The following is a 22,617-nucleotide window of genomic DNA, read 5'->3' on the forward strand; positions in this document are numbered from 1 at the left end:
GTCGCTCCGGGCGTTACGCTCGACGCTGAACATCATTCTCGACCGAGAGGATCGCCGATCCGATGAGCAACCTCGACCCCGCACCCACCGAGGTCGTGTGCGAGACCTGCGATGGGCACGCGCCGCGCCTGCTCGACTACCGCGAGGTCCCCCTCGGTGGTCCGCGGGCGATGACGGTGCGCCGGTCGCTGCCGCAACGAGGTCAGACCCTGATCGGCGCGTGGTGCTTCCTGGACCACTACGGTCCCGACGACGTACGGCACAGCGGCGGTATGAAGGTCGCGGGACACCCGCACACCGGACTGCAGACGGTGTCGTGGGTGTTCAGCGGCGAGATCGAACACCGGGACACCACCGGCGCGCACGCGGTCGTGCGGCCGCGGGAGGTGAACCTGATGACCGCGGGTTCGGGGATCGCGCACTCGGAGTACTCCACACCGGACACCGCCTTCCTGCACGGCGTTCAGCTGTGGGTGGCGCTGCCGGACGAACATCGTTTCACCGCACCGGCTTTCGAGCATTACGCGCCTCCGGTGCTCGACGTCGAGGGCGCGCAGGCAGTGGTGTTCCTCGGCAGCCTGTTCGGGCACACGTCACCGGTGCGGACCTTCACGCCGCTGCTCGGCGCCGAGCTGACGTTGCAGGCCGGGCAGTCGCTGCGCGTCGCGCTGGACCCGTCGTTCGAGCACGGCGTCATGGTCGACGCCGGGTCGGCGACGGTCGCGGGAGTCGATGCGACGATCGGACAGCTTGTGTACCTGCCGGCCGGGCCGGCGGACCTCGACCTGGTCGCCTCGGCCGAGGGCCCGGTGCGGATCCTGCTGCTCGGTGGAGAACCGTTCGGCGAGCAGATCGTGATGTGGTGGAACTTCGTCGGCCGCAGTCACGACGAGATCGCCGGCTACCGGGAGGACTGGCAGCGCGAACGCGACGACCAGTCCGATCCCGACACGAGCCGGTTCGGCCCGTTCCCGGCGCAGTGGCGACAGACGATCCCGGCGCCGATCCTGCCGAACACCCGCCTCAAGCCGCGGGGCTGATCGCTCGGATCAGGACACCGGGACGTGCCCGGTGACGATGCGGTGGATCAGCCGCGCCGCGGTCTTGGCGGTGTGGTTGTCCACGTCCAGGCCGGGGTTGAGTTCGGCGACGTCGACGACGGCCAGCTTGCCGCTCGCGGCCACCCGGTCGCAGACCCGCTGGATCGTCTCGATCGGCACGCCGTAGGCGGCGGGGGCGCTGACGCCGGGCGCGACGGCCGCAGGCAGGACGTCCAGGTCGATCGTCAGGTACACGATGTCGACGTCGCCGAGGAAGTCGTCGACGAACGCGTCCACCTCGTCGCGGTCGGCCGGTCCGCAGCGTTCGTCGAGGAGGTGGCGAACCCCGAACCGCTCGGCCGTGTCGAACAGGGCGGTGGTGTTGCTGGGCTGGCTGATGCCGAGCACGTCGTAGCGGAAGCCGGTGCCCGCGGCCTGCTCGGCCTCGGCCATCTGCCGGAACGGGGTCCCGGAACTGGGCACGGGGTCGCCACGCAGGTCGAAGTGGGCGTCCAGGTTCAGGACGCCGAGGCGCGGCCGGTCCCGCCGCAGCTGCGCGGACGCGGCACCCAGGTAGGTGCCGAAAGCGACCTCGTGACCGCCGCCGAGGACCACCGGCAGTCGCCCGGCGTCGAGGCCGGCGGTGACGGCGCGGCCGAGCGCGGCCTGCCCGCCCTCGAGATTCTCCCCGGTGACCGCGACGGTGCCCGCATCCGCCAGCGGAAGCGGGGCGGCCAGCGCCATCGAACCGAGCGCGGCGCGCAGTGCGTCGGGACCGGCGGCGGCGCCGCGGCGGCCCTTGTTCCGGCGCACCCCCTCGTCGCTGGCGAACCCGATCAGCACCGCTCCGGAGCCCGGCTCGGCGACGTAGGGGGCGATGGCCTGATGCCACCGCAGGTGCTCGTCGGTGGTGCCGTCGGTGCGCCCGGTCCAGGGCACGGGGGCGATGTCGACCTCGATCTCGAGGGTGGTGGGGAGCTGATCGGTCATGACTGGTCCTCCGGCGGATGCGCGTGCGGTCTAGGCGGTGACGAGCTCGCCGCCGGCGAACACCTCGCGGACCAGCGGAACTCCCGGCCGGTAGGCGAGGTGCAGGTAGGACGGGGCGTCGAGCGCGATCGCGTCGGCGCGGGCGCCGATCCGCAGGCTGCCGACGTCCTCGCGGCGCAGCGCCTTCGCGCCGCCCGCGGTGGCCGCCCACACCGCCTCGGCGGGGGTCATGTGCATGTCGCGGACCGCGATGGCGATGCAGAACGGCAGGCTGGTGGTGTAGCAGGTGCCGGGGTTGCAGTCGGCGCCGAGCGCCACGGTGACCCCGGCGTCGATCAGCGCGCGGGCGCCGGGGTACTGGTTGCGGGTGGAGAAATCCGCGCCGGGGAGCAGGGTCGCGACGGTGTCGCTGCCCGCGAGCGCGTCGATGTCGGCGCCGGTGACGTAGGTGACGTGGTCCACCGAGGCCGCGCCCATCTCGACGGCCAGCTGGACGCCGGGGCCCTCGCCGAGCTGGTTGCCGTGTACGCGGGGGATCAGGCCGTGCGCGACACCGGCGGTGAGGACGGCGCGGGACTGCTCGAGGGTGAACGCGCCGCGCTCGCAGAACACGTCGATCCACTTGGCGTGCGGGGCGCACGTGGGGATCATCTCGTCGACGGCCATCGTCACGTACTCGTCGGCGCGACCGGCGTACTCCGGCGGCGGGACGTGCGCGGCGAGCAGGGTGACCTCGTCGGTGAACCGGCCCGCGACCTGCGCGCTGCGCAGCTCGTCCCGCGTGCTCTGCCCGTAGCCGGTCTTGATCTCGACGGTGGTGCTGCCCGAGCGCCGCGACTCGTCGAGCAGGCGCCGCACGTTCGCGGCGAGCTGCTCGTCGGTCGCGGCCCTGGTGGCCTCGATGGTGGTGCGGATGCCGCCGGCGGCGTACTTCTCGCCGGACATGCGGGCCGCGAACTCCTCGGCCCGCTCACCGGCGAACACCAGGTGGGAGTGGCTCTCGACGAATCCGGGCAGCACCGCCCGGCCGGCGAGGTCGTACCCGGTGTCGGCGGCCGGGGCGTCCGCGGAGTCACCGACCCAGGCCACCACCCCGTCCTCGAAGACGACCGCGGCGTCCCGGCGCACCCCGAGCATCCCGTCACCGAGGGTGGGGTCGTTGGTGACGAGGGTGCCGATGTTGGTCAGTGCGGTGGTCCGGGTGGACACGGTGTCTCCTTCTCGAACGAGGCGGGGTGGTGGTGGGTCGGATCAGACCCGGGAGTCGACCATGTTGGTGTGGGCCGGGTAGATCATCTCCGCCGGCGGGTTGGCGGTCCGCTTGGCGACCGGGTAGTAGATCGCGGCGGTGAACACGATGCCGACGATCCAGGAGATGTCCGCGCCGCCGAGCATGTCGGTGATCGGGCCGGTGTACATCTTCTGCGCGAGGAACGGGATCTGCGCGATCACGCCGACGAAGTAGACGACCAGGGCCGGGACGTTCCAGGCGCCGTAGCGGCCGTTCGCGTCGTACAGCGCCGGGATGTCGATGCGTTCCTTCGAGATCAGGTAGTAGTCGATCAGGTTGATCGCGCTCCACGGGGTGAACACCATCAGCAGCACCAGGACGAAGTTCTTGAAGTTGTCCAGGAAGTCGGCGCTGGCCATGATCGCGATCAGCATCGAGACGATCGTGAACCCGAGGATGTACGCGGACCGGGCCTTGGTGGAGATCTGCGAGCGGCCGTCGAACGCGGTGACGGTGGTCAGGATCGACATGAAGCCGCCGTACGCGTTCAGGACGTTGACGGTCAGCTTGCCGACGACGATGACCAGGTAGATCAGGAACGCGATGACCGCGGGTCCCGCGAGCTCACCCATGAAGCCGACCTGGTTGCCGAGGAACGCGTCACCCGCGACGGCGGCGGTGAGGGCACCGAAGGTCATCGACCACTGCGAACCGACGACGCTGCCGAGGAAGGTGGACCAGAACGTCGTGCTCTCCTTGGTTCCGCGGGGCAGGTACCGGGAGTAGTCCGCGACGTACGGGCCGAACGTGAGCTGCCAGCCTGCGCCGAGCGAGATCGCGAGCAGGAACGTCACGATGTCGAAGCCCTTGATGCCGACGAACGCGGCGACGTCGTATTCGATGAACAGGCGGATCGCGAGGTAGGTGAAGCCGATGACGCCGACGACGGTGGCGACCCGGCCGACCGCGTGGATCAGCTTGTAGCCGGTGACCGCGACGAACGCGGTGAGCAGGCCGAAGATCACGATGCCGACGGCCTGGTTGTCGATGCCGAGGACCTTGTTGACGGCCTGACCGGCGAGGACGGTGCCGGTGGCGGCGAATCCGAGGTACATCAGGATGACCAGGACCAGCGGCACGACGGCGCCCTTGACGCCGAACTGGGCGCGGCTGGAGATCATCTGCGGCAGACCCATGCGGGGGCCCTGGGCGGAGTGCAGCGCCATCACGGCGCCGCCGAACACGTTGCCGATCAGCAGGCCGATGATGGCCCACAGTGCGTCGGCGCCGAAGACGACGGCCAGTGCGCCGTCGACGACGGCGGTGATCTGCATGTTCGCGCCGAACCACAGCGTGAACTGGCTCCGGGGGGTGCCGTGCCGTTCGTCGTCGGGGACGACGTCGATGGTGCGGCGTTCGGGGGTGAGGAGGATCTCGGAGGAGGATCCGTCGTGCGTCATAGGCCTGTCTTTCTGGGGTGACTCCGCCGGCCGGCGGAGTCGACTACGGGGTGATGCCCACCTTCTTCTCGCTTGTGCGGTGAATCACTTGGCGACGGGGAATGTATATGCCTGTATAGACAGGTCTGTCAACAGGGGGAGGCTCGCTCGGTTCGAGCGAACTCAGAAGCCCTTGCCCGGATTCATGATGCCCAGCGGGTCGAATGCCGCCTTCACCGCCTGATGGATCGCCATACCGTCTTCGCCGACCTCGAGGGCCAGCCACCGTCTCTTGAGGGTACCGACCCCGTGCTCGCCGGTGAGGGTGCCGCCCAGCTCCAGCGCGCGGCGGAACACCGCGTCGGCCGCCGCCCACACCTCGTCCGGTACCGACCCGTCGGGGCGCCGGTCGAAGACGAAGGTCGGGTGGGTGTTGCCGTCGCCCGCGTGCGCGACGGTCATCACCGTCACGCCGTGCTCGGACGCGATCCGCTCGATGCTCGCCAGCATCTCCGCCAGCTGTGAGCGCGGCACGCCCACGTCCTCGACCAGGCACTGCCCCAGTCGCTCGGACGCGGGATAGGCGAGGCGCCGCACCTCCAGCAGCTGTGCGGACTCCGCCGGGTCCTGGGAGACGGCGACGAAATCGGCCCCGGCGCTGGTGAACTCGCGTTCCATCGCCGACGCCGCGGCCTCGGCGTCGGGACCGTCGGCCTGTGCGATGAGCATCGCCTCCGTGTCGTCCTCGAGGCCGATGTTGCGCCAGTCGTCGATGGCGCGCAGGGTCGCGCGGTCGATGAGTTCGAGCAGGCTCGGCCCGATCCCGGCCCGGACGATCGCCGCGACCGCGTCGGCGGCGGCCGTCAGCGAGCCGAAGCTGCCCGCCACCGTGACCGGTGGCCGGGACGGTCGCGGCCGCAGCCGGACCGTCGCACCGGTCACGATCCCCAGCGTGCCCTCGGATCCGACCATCAACCCGGTCAGGTCGTAGCCCGCCACGCCCTTGACGGTGCGGCGCCCGGTGCGCAGCACCCGCCCGTCGGCCAGCACCACCTCGAGGCCGAGCACCGAGTCGCGGGTGACGCCGTACTTGACGCACCGCAGCCCGCCCGCGTTGGTGGCGACGTTCCCGCCGATCGTGCAGATCTCGTGGCTGCTCGGGTCGGGCGCGTACATCAGCCCGTACTCGGCGGCCGCGCGGTCGAGGTCGGCGTTGACCACGCCGGCCTGCACCACGGCCAACTGGTCCGCGGGGTTCAGTTCGGTGATCGCCCGCATCGGCGCGGTGCTGACGACCAGGCAGCCGTCGACCGCGGTCGCGCCACCGGACAGGCCGCTGCCCGCGCCGCGCGGAACCACCGGAACACGATGTGCGGTGGCCCATTTCATGGCCGTCACCACGTCCTCGGTGCAGTCCGCGAGCAGGACGGCCAGCGGCGTACCCGGCTCCGCCAGGTGCGCCTCGTCGCGCCGGTAGGCGTCGGCCACGTCGGGGTCGGTGATCAGGCGGCTCGACCGCAGCTCGCGGGCGAGGGCGTCGAGGGGCATCGGTGCTCCTTGGTGGTTCACGGGGCGGTCAGGGTGTCGGCGGCGGCCAGGACCGCGTCCTCCGCGGCGCGTTCACCGACGGTGACCCGGACCCCCTCGCCGGGAAAGGCGCGAACGGACACGCCCTGTGCGACGCACGCGGCTTCGAACGCGGCGGCTCCGTCGTCCAACGGTATCCAGACGAAGTTCGCGCCGCTCCGCGGGGTCTCGAGGCCGCGGGCGGCGAGCCCGGCGCGCAGGTGCTCGCGGCCCGCCCGCGCGGCCGCCACGACCCGCTCGGTGTGGTCGGGATCGGTCAGTGCCGCACACGCCGCCGCCTCCGCGACCGCGCCGAGGCCGAACGGCGGCGCCGCCGCATGCAGGTGCGCGACGAGTTCGGGGTCGCCGATCAGGTAGCCCGCCCGCAGTCCGGCGAGACCGAACGCCTTGGAGAAGGTGCGCAGTACAACGAGATTCGGATGGTCGCGCAGCAGCGCGACCCCGTCGGTGTCGTCGTTCCCGGTGGCGAACTCCCGATAGGCCTCGTCGAGCAACACCAGCACGTGGCGGGGAACCGCGTCGAGGAGTCTCCGCAGCTCGGCCCCGGACAGTTCGGTCCCGGTCGGATTGTTGGGGTTGCACACCAGCACTGCGCGGGTACGCGGGGTCAGCGCGGCGATCATCGCGTCCACGTCGTGCCGGTGGTCGGTGTCGAGTGGCACCGGAACCGCGGTGGCGCCTGCGATCCCGACCAGGATCGGGTACGCCTCGTAGCTGCGCCACGCGTGCACCACCTCGGTGCCCGGCCCGGTGAAGGCGGTGAGCACCTGCTGCAGCAGCGCAAGCGAGCCCGCGCCGACGTGCAGCGCCTCGGTCGGGACCGCCAGTCGCGCCGCCAGCGCGGCCACCAGGTCGTCGCCGAACAGCGACGGATAGCGGTGGCCGTTCGCGCCGGCGCGGGTGATCGCCTCCACGACAGCGGGAGCGGGCGCGATCGGCGACTCGTTGCTCGACGCCCGCCACCGGATCGTCGCGGAGCCGTTGGCCCTGGAGTACCGGGGTAGCGCCTCGATAGCGGGGCGGGGGGTGGGCATATCGGTGGGAAGGGGGGTGGCCGGTGCGTTCACCGCAGTTCCCCGACGGCGTCCTCGGCGGCGGCGACGAGCGCGCCGGAGGCGGCGAGTTCGACGGCCCGTTCGATCTCCGGTGACAGGTGGCGATCGGTGCCGGGGCCGGGGACGGCGGTCCGCAGCGCGTGCAGCACGGCGCCGGTGCCGGCTCCGGGCTGCAGCGGGGCGCGAAGATCGATTCCGCGTGCGGCGGCGAGGATTTCGACGGACAGCACCCGGGTCAGGCCGTCGATCGAGCGGCGCAGCTTGCGGGCGGCCGACCAGCCCATCGACACGTGGTCCTCCTGCATCGCGGAGGACGGGATCGAGTCGACGCTCGCCGGGGCGGCGAGCCGCTTGAGTTCGGAGACGATCGCGGCCTGCGTGTACTGGGCGATCATCAGGCCGCTGTCGACGCCGGGGTCGTCGGCGAGGAACGGGGGCAGCCCGTGGCTGCGGGCGACGTCGAGGAAGCGGTCGGTGCGCCGTTCGCTGATGCTCGCGACGTCGGCCGCGGCGATGGCGAGGAAGTCGAGGACGTAGGCCACGGGGGCGCCGTGGAAGTTGCCGTTGGACTCGACCCGGCCGTCCAGGGCGACGACCGGGTTGTCGATCGCGGAGGCCAGTTCGCGCAGTGCGACGGTGCGGGCGTGCTCGACGGTGTCGCGGGCGGCGCCTGCGACCTGCGGGGCGCAGCGCAGCGAGTAGGCGTCCTGCACCCGGGTGTCCTCGGGTCCGGCGTGGCTGGCCACGATCGGGGAGCCGGCGAGCAGTCGGGCCATGTTCGCCGCGGCGGCAGCCTGGCCGGGGTGCGGACGCAGGGCCTGCAGGTCGGCGGCGAACACGCGGTCGGTGCCGAGCAGGCCCTCGACGCTCATCGCCGCGGCCACGTCCGCCAGTTTGAGGAGGTGGTCGAGGTCGGTGATCGCCAGCGCCAGCTGGCCGAGCATGCCGTCGGTCCCGTTGATCAGCGCCAGTCCCTCCTTCTCGGCGAGGACGACCGGCTCGATCCCGTGTTCGGCGAGGGCGGCGGCCGCCGGAAGCAGCCGGCCGTCCGCGGTCCGGACGGTGCCCTCGCCGGTCACCGCGAGCGCGACGTGGGCGAGCGGGGCGAGGTCGCCGGAGCAGCCGAGGCTGCCGTATTCGTGGACCACCGGGGTGATCCCGGCCGTCAGCAGGTCCGCGTAGACCTGGGCGACCGCCGGCCGGACGCCGGTGCGGCCGGTCGCGAGGGTGGACAGCCGCAGCAGCATCAGTGCCCGCACCACCTCTCGTTCCACCTCCGGGCCGGAACCGGCGGCGTGTGAGCGGATCAGGCTGCGCTGCAACTGGGTTCGCAGGTTCGGCGGGATGTGCCGGGTGGCGAGGGCGCCGAATCCCGTCGAGACCCCGTACACCGGGACGGGGCTGGCGGCGAGTGCCTCGATGTGGGCGCGGGAGGCCGCCATCTCGATGAGCGACTCCGCGCTCAGGTGGACGCCGTGGCCGTGGCGGGCGACGTCGACGACGTCCTGGATCGAGACGGGGCCGATGCCGACCTCGACGACGGGGGCGGTGGGATTGGTGGGGGTCACGAAGGCTCCAGAGTTCGGAGGAGAGGCGACGACGTCGCAATGTCTGCAATACGAGACTTTAGTCTCGAATACGAGACTAAAGCAAGAGTGTCCGTGGCCGAGAGGCGTAGTTCAGCCGGCGTGTTCGGTGCGCAGATCGGGATCGAGCATGCGGTCGCCCAGGCTGGCGGAGAAGTCGGCGGCGGTCGCGACCACCCGCTCGGCGATCTGCTCGGCCTCGGCCTCGGTGCGGGAGCCGGTCAGGTAGGCGACACCCAGTGCGGCGACCGGACGGCCCTCGAAGGTCACGACCGGGCCCGCCACGCAGGTCACCCCGGAGGTCGTGGAATCGCGTTCGACCGAGTACCCGCGTTCGCGATCGGCGCGCAGCACCGTCCGTAATTCCGTGAGGGAGGTCGGTCCGGCTCCGGTCCGGGTCGGCCACGAGTAGCCGTCGTAGAGCGCGCTCAGCTGCTCGGGATCGAGCCGGGCCAGCACGGCCCGCCCGACCGCGGTCAGGTGCGCAGGCAACCGGGTGCCGATCTCGGTCACCAGGCGCACTCCCGGCTTGAGCGGCTCGCGCTTGTCCAGGTAGATGGAGTCGGTGCCCTGCAGCACCGCCAGGTGGGACGTCTCGTCCACGGCCTGGGTGAGCGCGACCAGGTACCGCTGCCCCTCCCGGTGCAGCGGCCCGGACCGCATGTACGACGCGCCCACCTCGAACGCGGACACCCCGAGTGTCCAGGCGCGCTGGTCCGGCCAGTAGGAGACGAACCGGCGGTCCCGCATGACGTTGAGCAGGTGGTGGGTGGTGCTCTTCGGCAGATCGAGTTCGGCCGCGATTTCCGTCGCCGCCATCGGCGCCCCGCGCCGGGCCAGCAGGTCGAGCACGTCGAGCACACGCTCGGCGGACTTCACGCGACTGCTCGACATGTACCGCCCTCTTTCGTTCCTCACCGGTGACGCCGCCATTGTCTCGAATACGAGACTGTGTCACCAAGTCGGCCGCCCACGGCCTCGGTGCCGGCCGAGTCGGCCGTCAGAACTCCTCTGTGCGGCCCAACTGCGCCGACAGCTCGGCGCAGCGCGCGACCAGGACCTGGCCGTGCCGGGCGCACGTGGCGTCGTCGAGGCGGTATGTCGGGCCGACCACGCTCAATGCCCCGACGATCCGGCCGATCGCGTCGTAGATCGGTGCCGCGACCCCGGTGGAGTGGTCCTCGATGGTGTCGTGGGCGATGGCGTATCCGTCGGCGCCGACCTCGCCGAGCAGTGCGGCGCCGACCGCGGTTCCGACCAACGGCACCGTCTGCCCGACCCAGCCCATGTGCCGGATGGCATGCGTCCCCTCGACCTGCCCCAGGTACAGGGCGGTCCCGCGGGGCCCGGGAGCCGACAGGTACGTCGACTCCCGGGTTGTCTCCGCGATCTCGGTCATGGCCGCCCGGGCCCGCAGCAGCAGCTGGTTGTCGGCGAGCGCCCGCGCCCCGATCTGCAGCAGCCGCGGACCCGGCCGGTACACGTTGTCCTCGCCGCGCACCACGAACTCGGTCTGCTCGAGGCTGCGGATCAGTCGCAGCGCCGTGCTGGGTGCGAGGTCCGTGGCCTTCGCGGCGTCGGCGAGCGTCAGCCCACCCCGCTCGGTGATCGCGCCGAGCAGCTCGAAGGTCCGACTCGCGCTGCGAGTCACGTCGCCGGGGGCCATCTGCGGTTCACTCCCAGTGCCGAGGATTTTTTCAGGGCCGGTGGTTGACGGGCCCGGGCCGAATCTAGTCGAGCCGGGACAGCACCTCGTCGTGGTGTTCGTCGAGCAGCGGGCTGCGGCGTGCCGGCGGCCGGGTGCTGTCGCCGAACACCACCGGCTGACGGACGTACGAGATCGCGCCTGCGGTGGGGTGCTCGACGGTCTCCACGACGCCGCGGTGGCGGGCCTGATCGGATCCGAGGGCCTGCTCGACCGTCCACACCTCGGAGCTCGCCAGCCCGGCCTCACCGAGGATCGCGGTGATCTCGGCGACCGTGCGTCCGGTCGCCCACGCCTCGATCTCCTTGCGCAGCGCCGGCTCGTTCTCGGTGCGGGTGGTGTCGTCGGTGAACCGCGGGTCGCTCAGCAGTTCCTCGCGGCCGATCAGCCGGGCCAGCTTCTCGAAGCCGCCCTGGCTGGCGACCGCGAGGACGAACAGGCCGTCGTCGGCGCGGTAGGTGTCGAACGGCGTCGAGACCGGGTGCCGGTTGCCGACCCGGGCCGGGGTGACGCCGGTGGCCTGCAGCTGGCTGTGCGCGGTCGGCAGCATCGCGAGCATGCTGTCGAACATGGCGACGTCCAGGTGCTGGCCCTGTCCGGTGGTGCGGGCCGCCAGCAGCGCGGTGCTGATGCCCCACGCCGCGAACAGGCCGGCGACCAGGTCGCCGAACGACTCGCCGAGCCGGGTCGGGCCCGACTCCTCCGTGCCGGTGATGCTCATGATTCCGGACAGCGCCTGCACGACGAGGTCGTAGGCGGCGGCGCCGGACATCGGGCCCTCCTGGCCGAAACCGGAGATCGACGCGTAGACGATGCGCGGGTTGCGGGCCCGGGCCGCCTCGTAGTCGATGCCGAGCCGGGTGGTGACGCCGGGACGGAAGTTCTCGACGACGACGTCGGCGCCCTCGATCAACTGCAGCAACGCCTCCCGATCCGCCGGATCCTTCAGGTCCAGCGCGACGGACCGCTTGCCGCGGTTGAGCACGTTGAAGTAGATGCTCTCGCCGTCGCGGAACGGTCCGAGGTGGCGGGAGTCCTCGCCGGCCTTGGACTCGATCTTGATCACGTCGGCGCCGGCGTCGGCGAGCAGGGCCGTGCAGTACGGTCCGGCGAGCACCCGGGACAGGTCGACGACGCGGATGCCGTCGAGCGGGGGAAGAGCGGTCATGATCTTGTCTCCCAGTGGTTCTCGGTACTTGGGTTCTCAGTACTCGGTGGACCGGATCGACGGCGCGTTGCCCGCGATGGTCAGCAGCTGGATCTGGGAGGTGCCCTCGAAGATCCGCAGGATGCGGCAGTCGCGGTAGAGGCGCTCGATTTCCGACTCGCGCATGAAGCCGGCACCGCCGTGGATCTGGACGACGTTGTCGACGATCGAGAAGCATGCCTCGGTGGCGACGTACTTCGAGATCGACGCGGCGCGGCGCAGGTCGCCGCCGGCGTCCTTGACGTCGGAGGCCCAGTCGGCGGTCGTGCGGGACGAGACCAGCTTGGCGTCGCACTCGCCGAGCAGCAGCTGGATCGCCTGGAAGTCGGCGATCGGCTGCCCGAACTGCTTGCGCTCGGAGGAGTACTCGCGGCCGAGTTCCCAAGCGCGCAGTGCGATTCCGTTGGCCATCGCGGCGACGTCGATGCGGGCGCGGTTGAGGGCGGTGAGCGCGATGTTGCCGCCGCGGCCCTCGGTGCCGATCACCGCGTCGTGCGGCAGCACCACGTCGTCGAGGTAGACGGTGTACGTGGGAGCCGAGCGGATGCCCATCTTGTCCTGCGGCTCGCTGTAGGTGATGCCGGGCGTGCCCTTGGGGACGATGAACGCGGAGATGCCCCTGAACCCGGCGGCCGGGTCGGTCTTGGCGAACAGCACCACGACGTCGGCCTCGCGGGCGTTGGAGATGAAGGTCTTCGAGCCGGACAGGTGCCAGCCGTCGTCCTCGCGGCGGGCGACGGTGCGCATCGAGCCGATGTCGGAGCCGGCGTCGGGCTCGGTGAGCGCGAAGCCCGCAAGCAGCTCGCCGGAGGAGAGCTTGGGCAGCCAGTGCCGCTTCTGCTCGTCGGAGCCGCCGACCAGGATCGGCTCGAGGCCCAGGTAGTGCGCGGTGTAGATCGAGGCAAGGGCGGCGTCCGCGCGGGAGACCTCCTCGATCGCGACGAGCTGGGCGCGGGTCGACAGGCCGAGGCCGCCGAACTCCTCGGGGACGGAGATGCCCATCAGGTCCTGCTCGCCGAGGCGGCGGATCAGGTCGGCGGGGAACGCCTTGGTCTCGTCACGCTCGGCCGCTCCCGGCAGGATCTCCGCGTTCGCGAAGGCGCGGACGGTGCTGCGGAATTCGGACAGGTCGAGGTCGGTGTCGAGGGTCTGAGCGGTCACGGGAACTCCTGGGGGCGGGTCGGCGGCGGGGCGGCCGGCCGGGATCTCTGAGAAATTTCATCTAGTGAAATTCGATTGCCACTAGATGGCATGAAGTGACTATGGCGGAGAACCGGAGATTTGTCCAGGGGTGCCCCCGAGGCGCTCCGCGCAGAACAAACCGAGCGGCGGCACGCAGGGGGATGACTGCGTACCGCCGCTCGGCGGGGAGGTCTCCGGTGGGGTGGGGGACCGGAGACCGGCCTCACGCGCGCCGTGCGCGAGGAGACTGCGATATTCGGTTGTCACGCCGAGCGGACCCGGCGTCGATCACGCCGTGGCTCAGGCGTTTTCCTGCATCGGGATGCGCACGCCCCGCTCACGGGCGGTCTCGATGGCGTGGTCGTAGCCGGCGTCCGCGTGGCGGATGACGCCCATGCCGGGGTCGTTCGTCAGCACGGCCTCGATCTTCTTCGCGGCCAGCTCGGTGCCGTCGGCGATGCACACCTGACCGGCGTGGATCGAGCGGCCCATGCCGACGCCGCCACCGTGGTGGATCGACACCCAGGAGGCGCCGGACGCGGTGTTGACGAGGGCGTTGAGCAGCGGCCAGTCGGCGATCGCGTCGGAGCCGTCCTTCATGGACTCGGTCTCGCGGTACGGGGAGGCGACGGAGCCCGAGTCGAGGTGGTCACGGCCGATGGCGATCGGCGCGGACAGCTCGCCGCTGGCGACCATCTCGTTGAACTTCAGGCCGGCCTTGTGGCGCTCGCCGTAGCCGAGCCAGCAGATGCGGGCGGGCAGGCCCTCGAAGGCGACCTTCTCGCCTGCCATCTCGATCCAGCGCTTGAGGTGCTCGTTCTCCGGGAACAGCTCGAGGATCGCCTTGTCGGTCGCGGCGATGTCCTTGGGGTCGCCCGACAGCGCGGCCCAGCGGAACGGGCCGAGGCCCTCCTCGAAGAGCGGGCGGATGTAGGCCGGCACGAAGCCGGGGAACTCGAACGCGCGGTCGTAACCGGCCTTGCGGGCCTCGTCGCGGATGGAGTTGCCGTAGTCGAAGACCTCGGCGCCCTTGTCCATGAAGCCGACCATGGCCTCGACGTGCGCGGCCATCGCCTTGCGGGAATCCTCGGTGAACTTCTCCGGATCCTTCGCGGCCAGTTCCTTCATGTCGGCGATGTCGACGCCGATCGGCAGGTAGGACAGCGGATCGTGCGCCGACGTCTGGTCGGTGACGATGTCGATCGGGGCATCCATCGCCAGCAGGGCCGGGAAGATCTCGGCGGCGTTGCCGACCAGGCCGATGGACAGCGGCTTGCGGGCGTCGCGGGCCTCGGTCGCCAGCTGCAGGGCGTGCTCGATGCTGTCGGCCTTGGTGTCGAGGTACTTGTGGGCGATCCGGCGGTCGATGCGGGTGACGTCGCAGTCGACGCAGATCGCGACGCCCTCGTTCATGGTGACGGCCAGCGGCTGCGCGCCGCCCATGCCGCCCATGCCCGCGGTCAGGGTGATGGTGCCGGCCAGGGTGCCGTCGAAACGCTTGCGGGCGATGGCGCCAAAGGTCTCGTAGGTGCCCTGGAGGATGCCCTGGGTGCCGATGTAGATCCAGGACCCGGCGGTCATCTGGCCGTACATCATCAGGCCCTCGGCCTCGAGCTTGCGGAACTGCTCCCAGTTGGCCCAGTCGCCGACGAGGTTGGAGTTCGCGAGCAGCACGCGCGGCGCCCACTCGTTCGTGCGGAAGACGCCGACCGGCTTGCCGGACTGCACCAGCATGGTCTCGTCGCTCTTGAGCGTCTTGAGGGTGGCGACCATGGCGTCGAACGCGGCCCAGCTGCGGGCGGCGCGACCGGTGCCGCCGTAGACGACCAGGTTGTCGGGGTGCTCGGCGACCTCGGGGTCGAGGTTGTTCATGAGCATGCGCAGCGCGCCCTCCTGCTGCCACCCGAGGGTGTTCAGCTCGGAGCCGCGCGGAGCGCTGACCGGGCGGGCCTCGTGGCCGGGGGAGGTGATGTCCATCGGTACTCCTTGACGTCAAGGGTGAGCTCGCGAGCCCTGGTGGTTCGGTTCGGGGCGACGCCGTTGTCGCTGGAGAATCCGTGCCGCAGGGTGGTTGTGCGCTGGCTCACGCTCTGCAACTATGACTTGTATATTCCTGTCTATACAACCTCCTGTCAAGAGGCGTCCCGGCAGCGCCGCCCGACCCCACACCCTCGACCCGCCGGAATGGACCGCCCCCCACAGGCCGGGAGCAGCGTGGCTCCCGCCGGAAGGTTCCGCGATGACCACCCTTTCGTCCCAGAAAGTCCCGACCCCCATCGGCGAGGCCACCGACGTCCTCGCCGCCGCCTACTTCTCCGACGCCCGTGCCCTCGTCGACCCGGGCCGCCGCGACCGGATCCTGGACCGACATCTGGCCCTGGCCCGCGACCGCGGCGACCGCGACAGCCTGGTGCGCACCATCTCCGCAGGCGAGACCGGCCCCGGTCCCGCCGTGCAGATCGTCGGCACCGACATGCCGTATCTCCTCGAGGCCGTGCTCGGCGTGCTGGACGACGCCGCGGTGACGCCAGAGTTCGTGCTGCACCCGGTGCTGCGCCTGCATTACGGCCCGGACGCCGTCTCCGGACCGGTGCCGGTGCCGCCGTCCGACGAGCGGGTCGACGACGCCGCGACCGAGTCGTGGATTCACCTCGCGCTGCCGCCGGGGACGATCGACGCCGCCGAGCTCGGCCTCCGGATCGAGCGGGCGCTGGCCCGGGTTCGCCTGGTGCGCGCCGATTCCGGCGAGCTGGAACGGGTCAGGGTCGAGTTGGTCGGGCGCCTGCGGGCGGCCGGCGAGCACCGCGCCGCGGACTTCCTCGCCTGGTGCAGGCCCGGTGTGTTCCGGCTGCTCGGCGCGGACGGTGCCACGGACGGTGGAGTGGGCGAGGCCGCGTTCGGCCTGCTCCGCGACCGGGGGCTCGCGGCCGAACTGCGCGAACTCGATGCCTCCGTGTTCGCGATCACGCCGGTGCCGGCACCGGCGGGGCTCGGAGGTGACGACGGGATGGTCGCGATCCGTGCCCGCCTCGACGGCCACCTGTATCTGCTCGTCGGGACGTTCGCCGCCGTGCACCCGGACGTGCGGCACATCCCTCTGGTCGGGGACCGGGTGCGTGAGCTGCTCGCGGCGTCCGGGCACCACGTCGGTTCCTTCACCGGACAGGCCGTGCTTGCCCTGGCGCAGACGCTGCCGCTGACGGAACTGCTGGCCGCCGACCCGGCGCCGCTGGCCGCCGCGCTCGCCGACCTCACCGCCTTCGACGCGAACGAGCGGATGCACCTGTTCCTGCGCCGCACCCCCGGCCGCCGGAACCTGTCCGCGCTGTTGTTCGTCCCCCGCGACCGGTTCGGCACCGCGGTGCGGAGGGCCGCGGCCCGGATCCTGGTCGACGGGCTGGAGGCGACGAATCTCGAGTCCACCAGCCGGATCTCGTCGGCGCCGCTCGCCACCGTCCACCTGACGATGACGGTGCCCGACACGGTCACCGTGTCCGAGGACGTGGCCCGCCGTCTCGGCGATCGGATCACCGCCGCCTGCCAGGGCTGGGACGAACGACTGCTCGCCGACGTCGAGGCCGACCGGCGCCCGGCGCTCGCGGCGTTCGCGTCCGCACTGCCGGAGAACTACAAGCAGGACTTCGGCGCGGACCGGGCGCGACGTGACCTGGCGATCGTCGAGGAGCTGGCCGCCGGGGACGTCGCCGTGCGGCTGGTGCGGTCACCCGAAGGGCCGGGCACACACCGGCTCTCGCTCTACGTGGCGGGACGGCCCGCCTCGCTCGGTGATCTGATGCCGCTGCTGCAGAGCCTCGGGGTGGAGGTGCTCGACGAGCGCCCGTACCCGCTGCGCGCTCCCTCCGGATCGCCCTGCTGGATCTACGGGTTCACCGTGCGGTACCCGATCGCCCCGGACGGCGACGGGTTCGAGGGACTGTTCGCCGACGCGTTCACCGCACTGTGGCGGGGCGATTCGGAGCCGGACCGGCTGGGAGAGTTGGTGGCCCGTGCCGGACTGGACTGGCGCGCCGTCGGGGTGCTGCGGGCCTATGTCGAGTTCCTCCGGCAGGCCGGCTTCGCCTACGGGAGCGCACACGTCGCCGACGTGCTGTGCGCCCACCCGCACATCGCCCGGGCGCTGATCGACTGCTTCACCGCACGATTCGATCCGCACGCCGCCGCGTCGGACGGCGGGGCCGCCGCCGCGGAGTCGGCCGCGGAACTGATCGAGGCGGTTCTCGGTCTCGACGCCGACCGGGTGCTGCGCGCCCTGCTCGGTCTGATCCGGAACACGGTGCGCACCAACCACTTCACTGCCATCCGGCGCGACTGCCTGGCGCTGAAGTTCGACTCGCGGGCGATCGACGAACTGCCCGAGCCCCGACCCCGACACGAGATCTTCGTGTACTCCCCGGCCGTCGCCGGAGTGCATCTGCGGTTCGGCGCGGTGGCCCGCGGCGGGCTGCGCTGGTCGGACCGGCGGGAGGACTTCCGCACCGAGGTTCTCGGACTGGTCAAGGCGCAGGCCGTCAAGAACGCGGTGATCGTGCCGGTCGGGGCGAAGGGCGGCTTCGTGCTGCGCCGCCCACCCGTCCCCACCGGGGACGCGGAGAAGGACCGGGACGCGCTGCGGGCGGCCGGAATCAACGGGTACCGCACCTTCATTCGCGGACTTCTCGACCTGACCGACAACGTCGACCGGACCACCGGTGAGGTGCGTCCCGCGCCCGAGGTGGTGCGCCGGGACGGCGACGACACCTATCTGGTGGTCGCGGCCGACAAGGGCACCGCGACATTCTCGGACATCGCGAACTCCGTTGCCGCCGAGTACGACTTCTGGCTCGGGGACGCATTCGCCTCGGGCGGCTCGGTGGGCTACGACCACAAGGCGATGGGCATCACCGCCCGCGGCGCATGGGAGTCCGTGACGCGGCACTTCCGCGAACTCGGCGTCGACGTGGCGACCGAGGAGATCACCGCGGCCGGGATCGGAGACATGAGCGGCGACGTGTTCGGCAACGGCATGCTGCTCAGCCGGCATCTGCGGCTGGTGGCGGCGTTCGACCACCGGCACGTCTTCCTGGACCCCAATCCCGATGCCGCCCGGTCGTTCGCGGAGCGGGAGCGGCTGTTCGGATTGCCGCGGTCGTCGTGGGCGGACTACGACCGCACACTGATCAGCGTCGGCGGCGGCGTGTGGGAACGCTCCGCGAAGTCGGTGCCGATCTCCGCGCCCGCGGCGCGGGCCCTCGGCCTCGACGCCGGTGTCACCGCGTTGACCCCACCGGAGCTGATCCGCGCGATCCTGCGCGCCCCGGTCGATCTGCTGTGGAACGGCGGGATCGGGACCTACGTCAAGGGCGCCGACGAATCCCATCTCGACGTCGGAGACAAGTCGAACGACGCGGTGCGGGTGGACGGGTTCGAGTTGCGGGCCCGGGTGGTCGGGGAGGGCGGCAACCTCGGGCTGACCCAGGCCGGACGCATCGAGGTCGCGCGGGGCGGCGGCCGGATCGGTACCGACGCCCTCGACAACTCGGCCGGTGTGGACTGCTCCGACCGCGAGGTCAACATCAAGGTGTTGCTCGACGGACTTGTCGGGTCGGGACGGCTGGACGCGGCCGCACGCAATCGCTTGCTCGTGGAGATGACCGACGACGTCGCGGCCCTCGTGCTGGCGGACAACGTCTCCCAGAACGAGCTCGTCGGGACCGCGCGTGCCGACGCGGCCGAGATGCTCGGGGTGCACGCGCGTCAGATCGCCGCGCTCGAGGCGTCCGGCGCGCTCGACCGGGAACTCGAGGTGCTGCCCGACGAGGCGGAGATCGCGGCCCGTGCCCGGGCCGGCCGAGGACTGTACTCGCCGGAACTGGCGACGCTGATGGCGCACGTGAAGCTGGACCTGAAAGCGACATTGCTGGGAGGCGACCTCGTCGACCAGGACGTGTTCCTGCCGACGTTGCGGGCCTACTTCCCCCAGCGGCTGCGGGAGGCGCACGCGGACGACATCGCCCGGCACCCGCTGCGGCGGGAGATCGTCGCCACCGCGTTGACGAACACCGTCGTCGACCGCGGCGGCCTGACGCACGTGTTCCGGTTGGGCGAGGAGGTCGGCGCCGGTCCGGAGGACGTGGTGCGGGCGTTCACGGTCGTCGCCGAGGTCTTCGGCCTACCCGAACTGTGGGCGCGGATCGCCGCGGCACCGGTGTCGACGCAGGTCGCCGACGAGCTGATCCTGGTGACCCGGCGGCTGCTCGAGCGGGCGTCGCGGTGGCTGCTGACCCGGCGTCCGCAACCGCTTGCCGTCGGCGCCGAGATCGCCCGATTCCGGGATCGGATCTCGCGTGCCTCCGACATGCTCGACGACTGGCTGGTCGGCGCCGATCGCGACAACCTCCGGGATCGGACGCGGACGGTCGCCGAGCGCGGTGCCCCCGACGACCTGGTCCGCGCGGTCGAGTTCCTGCTCGACCGGTTCGGGCTGCTCGACGTCGTCGAGATCGCCGAACTGGCCGCCACCGACCTCGCCGTCGCGGGCGAGCTCTACTTCCGGGTGGAGGAACGGGTCGGTCTGGTGCCGCTGTTGAACCGGGTCTCCGCGTTGCCGCGGGAGGGGCGGTGGAACGCGCTGGCGCGGTTGTCGCTGCGGGACGAGCTGTACGGCACGGTACGGGCGATGACCCTCGGCATACTCGGGCAGGCCGCGCCGGGCGACACGCCCGACGCGATGCTCGACGACTGGGAGCATCGCAACGCCGCCCGGATCCGCCGCGCCCGGATCGGGTTGGCGGAGATCGAGGATTCGGGCGAGTGGGACCTGGCGGCGCTGTCCGTCGCCGCCGGTCAGTTGCGTGCGGTCGTGGGGTGAGCCGGTCGGTAGACTTCATGAGCCACGGACGGGCCGGTGGTGGTCTTTTCGAGGAGCGGATACAGCCGATGGCGATGGTCGATGCGGACACCGAACTCGCTGCGCTGTTCCGGGAGGCCGGCGGGGAGTCGGTGCCCGCTTACGAGCGGGTCAAGAATCTGGTGACCGCGCAGATCCGGTCCGGGCGTTGGGCCGAGGGCGACCAGCTGCCGTCCGAGAACCAGTTCGTCCACGCCCTCGGGTTGTCCCGGATGACCATCAACCGGGCGCTGCGCGAGCTCACCGGGGACGGGCTGATCGTCCGGATGATGGGCGTCGGAACGTTCGTGGCGAGCACCAAGACGGCCTCGCCGCTGTTCGAGGTGAAGAACATCGCGGACGAGATCCAGCAGCGCGGCCACCGGCACCGGACCGAGGTGGTGCTGATGCGGGAGGAGGAGACCGATCACGCCTCCGCCTTCCTGCGCGAGTCGGTCGGCCGCAAGGTGTTCCACTCCGTCCTCGTGCACTACGAGGACGACACCCCGATCCAGGTCGAGGACCGCTTCGTGAACCCCGCCGAGGCGCCCGACTACCTTGCGCAGGATTTCACCGTGACGACTCCGAACGACTACCTGACCCGGGTGGCGCCGCTGGTGCGGGGCGAGCACGTCGTCGAGGCGGTGCTCGCGAGCCCGGAGGAGTGCCGGATGCTGCAGATCGAGCGCGGTGAACCGTGCCTGCTGATCCGGCGGCGCACCTGGTCCGAGCACGGGCTGGTCAGTACCGCCCGGCTGGTGCACCCCGGGTCCCGCAACCGGCTCGAGGGTGCCTTCACCCGCTGAGTTCGCGCGCCGGGAATGCCTCGCGGTGAGCCGTGGTTCATCTGATTGAAAGTTGAACCACTAGGCACTTCGTGCCTGTGCGCCCTTCTGGTGGCTCCGACCACCGAAGGGCGCACAGGTGCCGGAGGCGCACGAGGAGGCGGGAATGCAGTTCGGCATCTTCACGGTCGGCGACGTCACGACCGACCCGACCACCGGTCGCACCCCGACCGAGGGCGAACGGATCAAGGCGATGGTCGCGATCGCGCAGAAGGCCGAGGAGGTGGGCCTCGACGTCTTCGCGACCGGCGAGCACCACAACCCGCCGTTCGTACCCTCGTCGCCGACGACGATGCTCGGCTACATCGCGGCACGCACCGAGAAGATCGTGCTGTCCACGTCGACGACGCTGATCACCACCAACGACCCGGTGAAGATCGCGGAGGACTTCGCGATGCTGCAGCACCTCGCCGACGGCCGCGTCGACCTGATGCTCGGCCGCGGCAACACCGGCCCGGTGTACCCGTGGTTCGGGCAGGACATCCGGCAGGGCATCCCCCTCGCCATCGAGAACTACGCGCTGCTGCACAAGCTCTGGCGCGAGGACGTGGTGAACTGGCAGGGCAAGTTCCGCACCCCGCTGCAGGGCTTCACCTCCACCCCGCGTCCGCTCGACGGCACCCCGCCGTTCGTGTGGCACGGGTCGATCCGCAGCCCCGAGATCGCCGAGCAGGCCGCGTACTACGGTGACGGCTTCTTCGCGAATCACATCTTCTGGCCCACCGACCACTTCCAGCGCCTGATCGACCTGTACCGCCGTCGCTACGAGCACTACGGGCACGGGTCCGCGGACCAGGCGATCGTCGGGCTCGGCGGGCAGGTGTTCATGCGCAAGAACTCTCAGGACGCGGTCCGTGAGTTCCGCCCGTACTTCGACAACGCCCCGGTCTACGGGCACGGCCCGTCGCTCGAGGAGTTCACCGAGCAGACCCCGCTCACCGTCGGCAGCCCGCAGGAGGTCATCGACCGGACGCTCACGTTCCGGGAGTCGTTCGGCGACTACCAGCGCCAGCTGTTCCTCATGGACCATGCCGGCCTGCCGCTCAAGACCGTGCTCGAGCAACTGGACCTGCTCGGCGAGGAGGTCGTGCCCGTGCTGCGCCGCGAACTCGACGCCAAGCGGCCCGCGCACGTGCCGGACGCACCGACCCACGAGTCGCTGGTCCGGGCGGCGGTCGCAGGCGACGTGCCGCAGGTGACGCGATGACCGCCCGCACCGTCGCGGTGGTCTCCGCGGGCCTGGGCCAGCCGTCGTCCACCCGGATGCTCGCCGACCGTCTCGCCGCGGCCACCGCGCTGGACCTGGGGCCGGACACCGAGATTCGGACCGTGGAGCTGCGCGACCACGCCCACGACCTGATGAACAACATGCTCACCGGGTTCCCGTCGGCCGCGCTGCGCGAGGTGATCGACGCCGTTACCGGGGCCGACGCCCTGATCGTGGTGACGCCGATCTTCAACGCCTCCTACAGCGGACTGTTCAAATCGTTCTTCGACGTCCTCGAGGTGGGTTCCCTGGACGGGATGCCGACGCTGATCGCAGCGACCGGCGGCACCGCGCGGCACTCACTGGCGCTCGAGCACGCGGTGCGGCCGATGTTCGCGTACCTGCGGGCGGCGGTGGTACCGAGCGCGGTGTTCGCCGCGTCGGAGGACTGGGCCGGCACCGCCGGCGTGGACCGGTCCGGTGGCGAGGGTGTGGATCGGCGGCTGGCCGACCGGATCGACCGCGCCGCAGGCGAACTGGCCGGCGCGGTGACGGGGCGCGCTCGCATCCGGAAGGCGGACCCCTACGACGACCCGATTCCGTTCGAGGACCTGCTCGCCGCGCAGCGAGCAGGGTGATCCGCCGGCGCCTCACCCT

16 protein-coding genes are annotated in these 22,617 nt (G+C 71.2%); 5 read left to right on the forward strand and 11 right to left on the reverse strand.

Going from position 1 to position 22,617, the window contains the following annotated elements:
* Positions 1–62: 62 nt before the first annotated feature.
* Positions 63–1,040, forward strand: a complete 978-nt coding sequence (locus ACWDUM_RS11945; RefSeq protein WP_450134134.1) for a pirin family protein — start codon at positions 63–65, stop codon at positions 1,038–1,040.
* A 9-nt stretch (positions 1,041–1,049) separates the two neighbouring features.
* Here ACWDUM_RS11945 and hutG read toward each other — a convergent pair whose 3' ends face one another.
* The 11 genes from hutG to hutU all read right to left on the reverse strand — a co-directional run bounded on the left by hutG (position 1,050) and on the right by hutU (position 14,999).
* Positions 1,050–2,030, reverse strand: coding sequence for a formimidoylglutamase (hutG, locus tag ACWDUM_RS11950; RefSeq protein ID WP_450134135.1), 981 nt, complete (start codon positions 2,028–2,030; stop codon positions 1,050–1,052).
* A gap of 30 nt (positions 2,031–2,060) precedes the next feature.
* The gene (gene hutI / locus ACWDUM_RS11955; protein WP_450134136.1) at positions 2,061–3,239 is read right to left on the reverse strand and encodes an imidazolonepropionase; all 1,179 of its coding nucleotides are present in this window, start codon (positions 3,237–3,239) and stop codon (positions 2,061–2,063) included.
* A 42-nt stretch (positions 3,240–3,281) separates the two neighbouring features.
* Positions 3,282–4,721: a purine-cytosine permease family protein gene (locus ACWDUM_RS11960; RefSeq protein WP_450114851.1), complete on the reverse strand. Its 1,440-nt coding sequence runs from the start codon at positions 4,719–4,721 to the stop codon at positions 3,282–3,284.
* Positions 4,722–4,883: 162 nt separating this feature from the next.
* Positions 4,884–6,248: an FAD-binding oxidoreductase gene (locus ACWDUM_RS11965; protein ID WP_450134137.1), complete on the reverse strand. Its 1,365-nt coding sequence runs from the start codon at positions 6,246–6,248 to the stop codon at positions 4,884–4,886.
* Positions 6,249–6,265: 17 nt separating this feature from the next.
* A complete protein-coding gene (locus ACWDUM_RS11970) occupies positions 6,266–7,354 on the reverse strand; it encodes a histidinol-phosphate transaminase (RefSeq protein ID WP_450134138.1) in 1,089 nt (362 codons plus the stop codon).
* Positions 7,351–8,910, reverse strand: a complete 1,560-nt coding sequence (gene hutH, locus ACWDUM_RS11975) for a histidine ammonia-lyase (protein ID WP_450134139.1) — start codon at positions 8,908–8,910, stop codon at positions 7,351–7,353. The genes ACWDUM_RS11970 and hutH overlap by 4 nt, the downstream gene beginning before the upstream one ends.
* A gap of 111 nt (positions 8,911–9,021) precedes the next feature.
* Complete coding sequence (locus ACWDUM_RS11980) at positions 9,022–9,822, reverse strand: IclR family transcriptional regulator (protein WP_450114855.1); 801 nt, start codon at positions 9,820–9,822, stop codon at positions 9,022–9,024.
* A gap of 106 nt (positions 9,823–9,928) precedes the next feature.
* The gene (locus ACWDUM_RS11985) at positions 9,929–10,594 is read right to left on the reverse strand and encodes an IclR family transcriptional regulator (RefSeq protein ID WP_450114856.1); all 666 of its coding nucleotides are present in this window, start codon (positions 10,592–10,594) and stop codon (positions 9,929–9,931) included.
* 64 nt (positions 10,595–10,658) lie between these two features.
* Complete coding sequence (locus ACWDUM_RS11990; RefSeq protein WP_450114857.1) at positions 10,659–11,801, reverse strand: CaiB/BaiF CoA transferase family protein; 1,143 nt, start codon at positions 11,799–11,801, stop codon at positions 10,659–10,661.
* Between the two features lie 36 nt (positions 11,802–11,837).
* The gene (locus ACWDUM_RS11995) at positions 11,838–13,001 is read right to left on the reverse strand and encodes an acyl-CoA dehydrogenase family protein (RefSeq protein ID WP_450114858.1); all 1,164 of its coding nucleotides are present in this window, start codon (positions 12,999–13,001) and stop codon (positions 11,838–11,840) included.
* A gap of 321 nt (positions 13,002–13,322) precedes the next feature.
* Positions 13,323–14,999, reverse strand: coding sequence for a urocanate hydratase (gene hutU / locus ACWDUM_RS12000; RefSeq protein ID WP_450114859.1), 1,677 nt, complete (start codon positions 14,997–14,999; stop codon positions 13,323–13,325).
* A gap of 262 nt (positions 15,000–15,261) precedes the next feature.
* On the opposite strand from hutU, the gene ACWDUM_RS12005 reads away from it, so the two are divergent.
* From ACWDUM_RS12005 to ACWDUM_RS12020, 4 genes are all read left to right on the forward strand, one after another.
* The gene (locus tag ACWDUM_RS12005; RefSeq protein ID WP_450134140.1) at positions 15,262–19,890 is read left to right on the forward strand and encodes an NAD-glutamate dehydrogenase; all 4,629 of its coding nucleotides are present in this window, start codon (positions 15,262–15,264) and stop codon (positions 19,888–19,890) included.
* A 68-nt stretch (positions 19,891–19,958) separates the two neighbouring features.
* Entirely contained in the window at positions 19,959–20,714 is a 756-nt protein-coding gene (hutC, locus tag ACWDUM_RS12010; RefSeq protein ID WP_450114905.1) for a histidine utilization repressor, read from the forward strand.
* 145 nt (positions 20,715–20,859) lie between these two features.
* Positions 20,860–21,960 carry an LLM class flavin-dependent oxidoreductase gene (locus ACWDUM_RS12015; protein WP_450114861.1) on the forward strand — a complete coding sequence of 367 codons (1,101 nt, stop codon included), beginning with the start codon at positions 20,860–20,862 and terminating at the stop codon, positions 21,958–21,960.
* Positions 21,957–22,598, forward strand: coding sequence for an FMN reductase (locus ACWDUM_RS12020; protein ID WP_450134141.1), 642 nt, complete (start codon positions 21,957–21,959; stop codon positions 22,596–22,598). The genes ACWDUM_RS12015 and ACWDUM_RS12020 overlap by 4 nt, the downstream gene beginning before the upstream one ends.
* Positions 22,599–22,617: the final 19 nt, after the last annotated feature.

The organism is Rhodococcus sp. NPDC003322, from assembly GCF_053589555.1.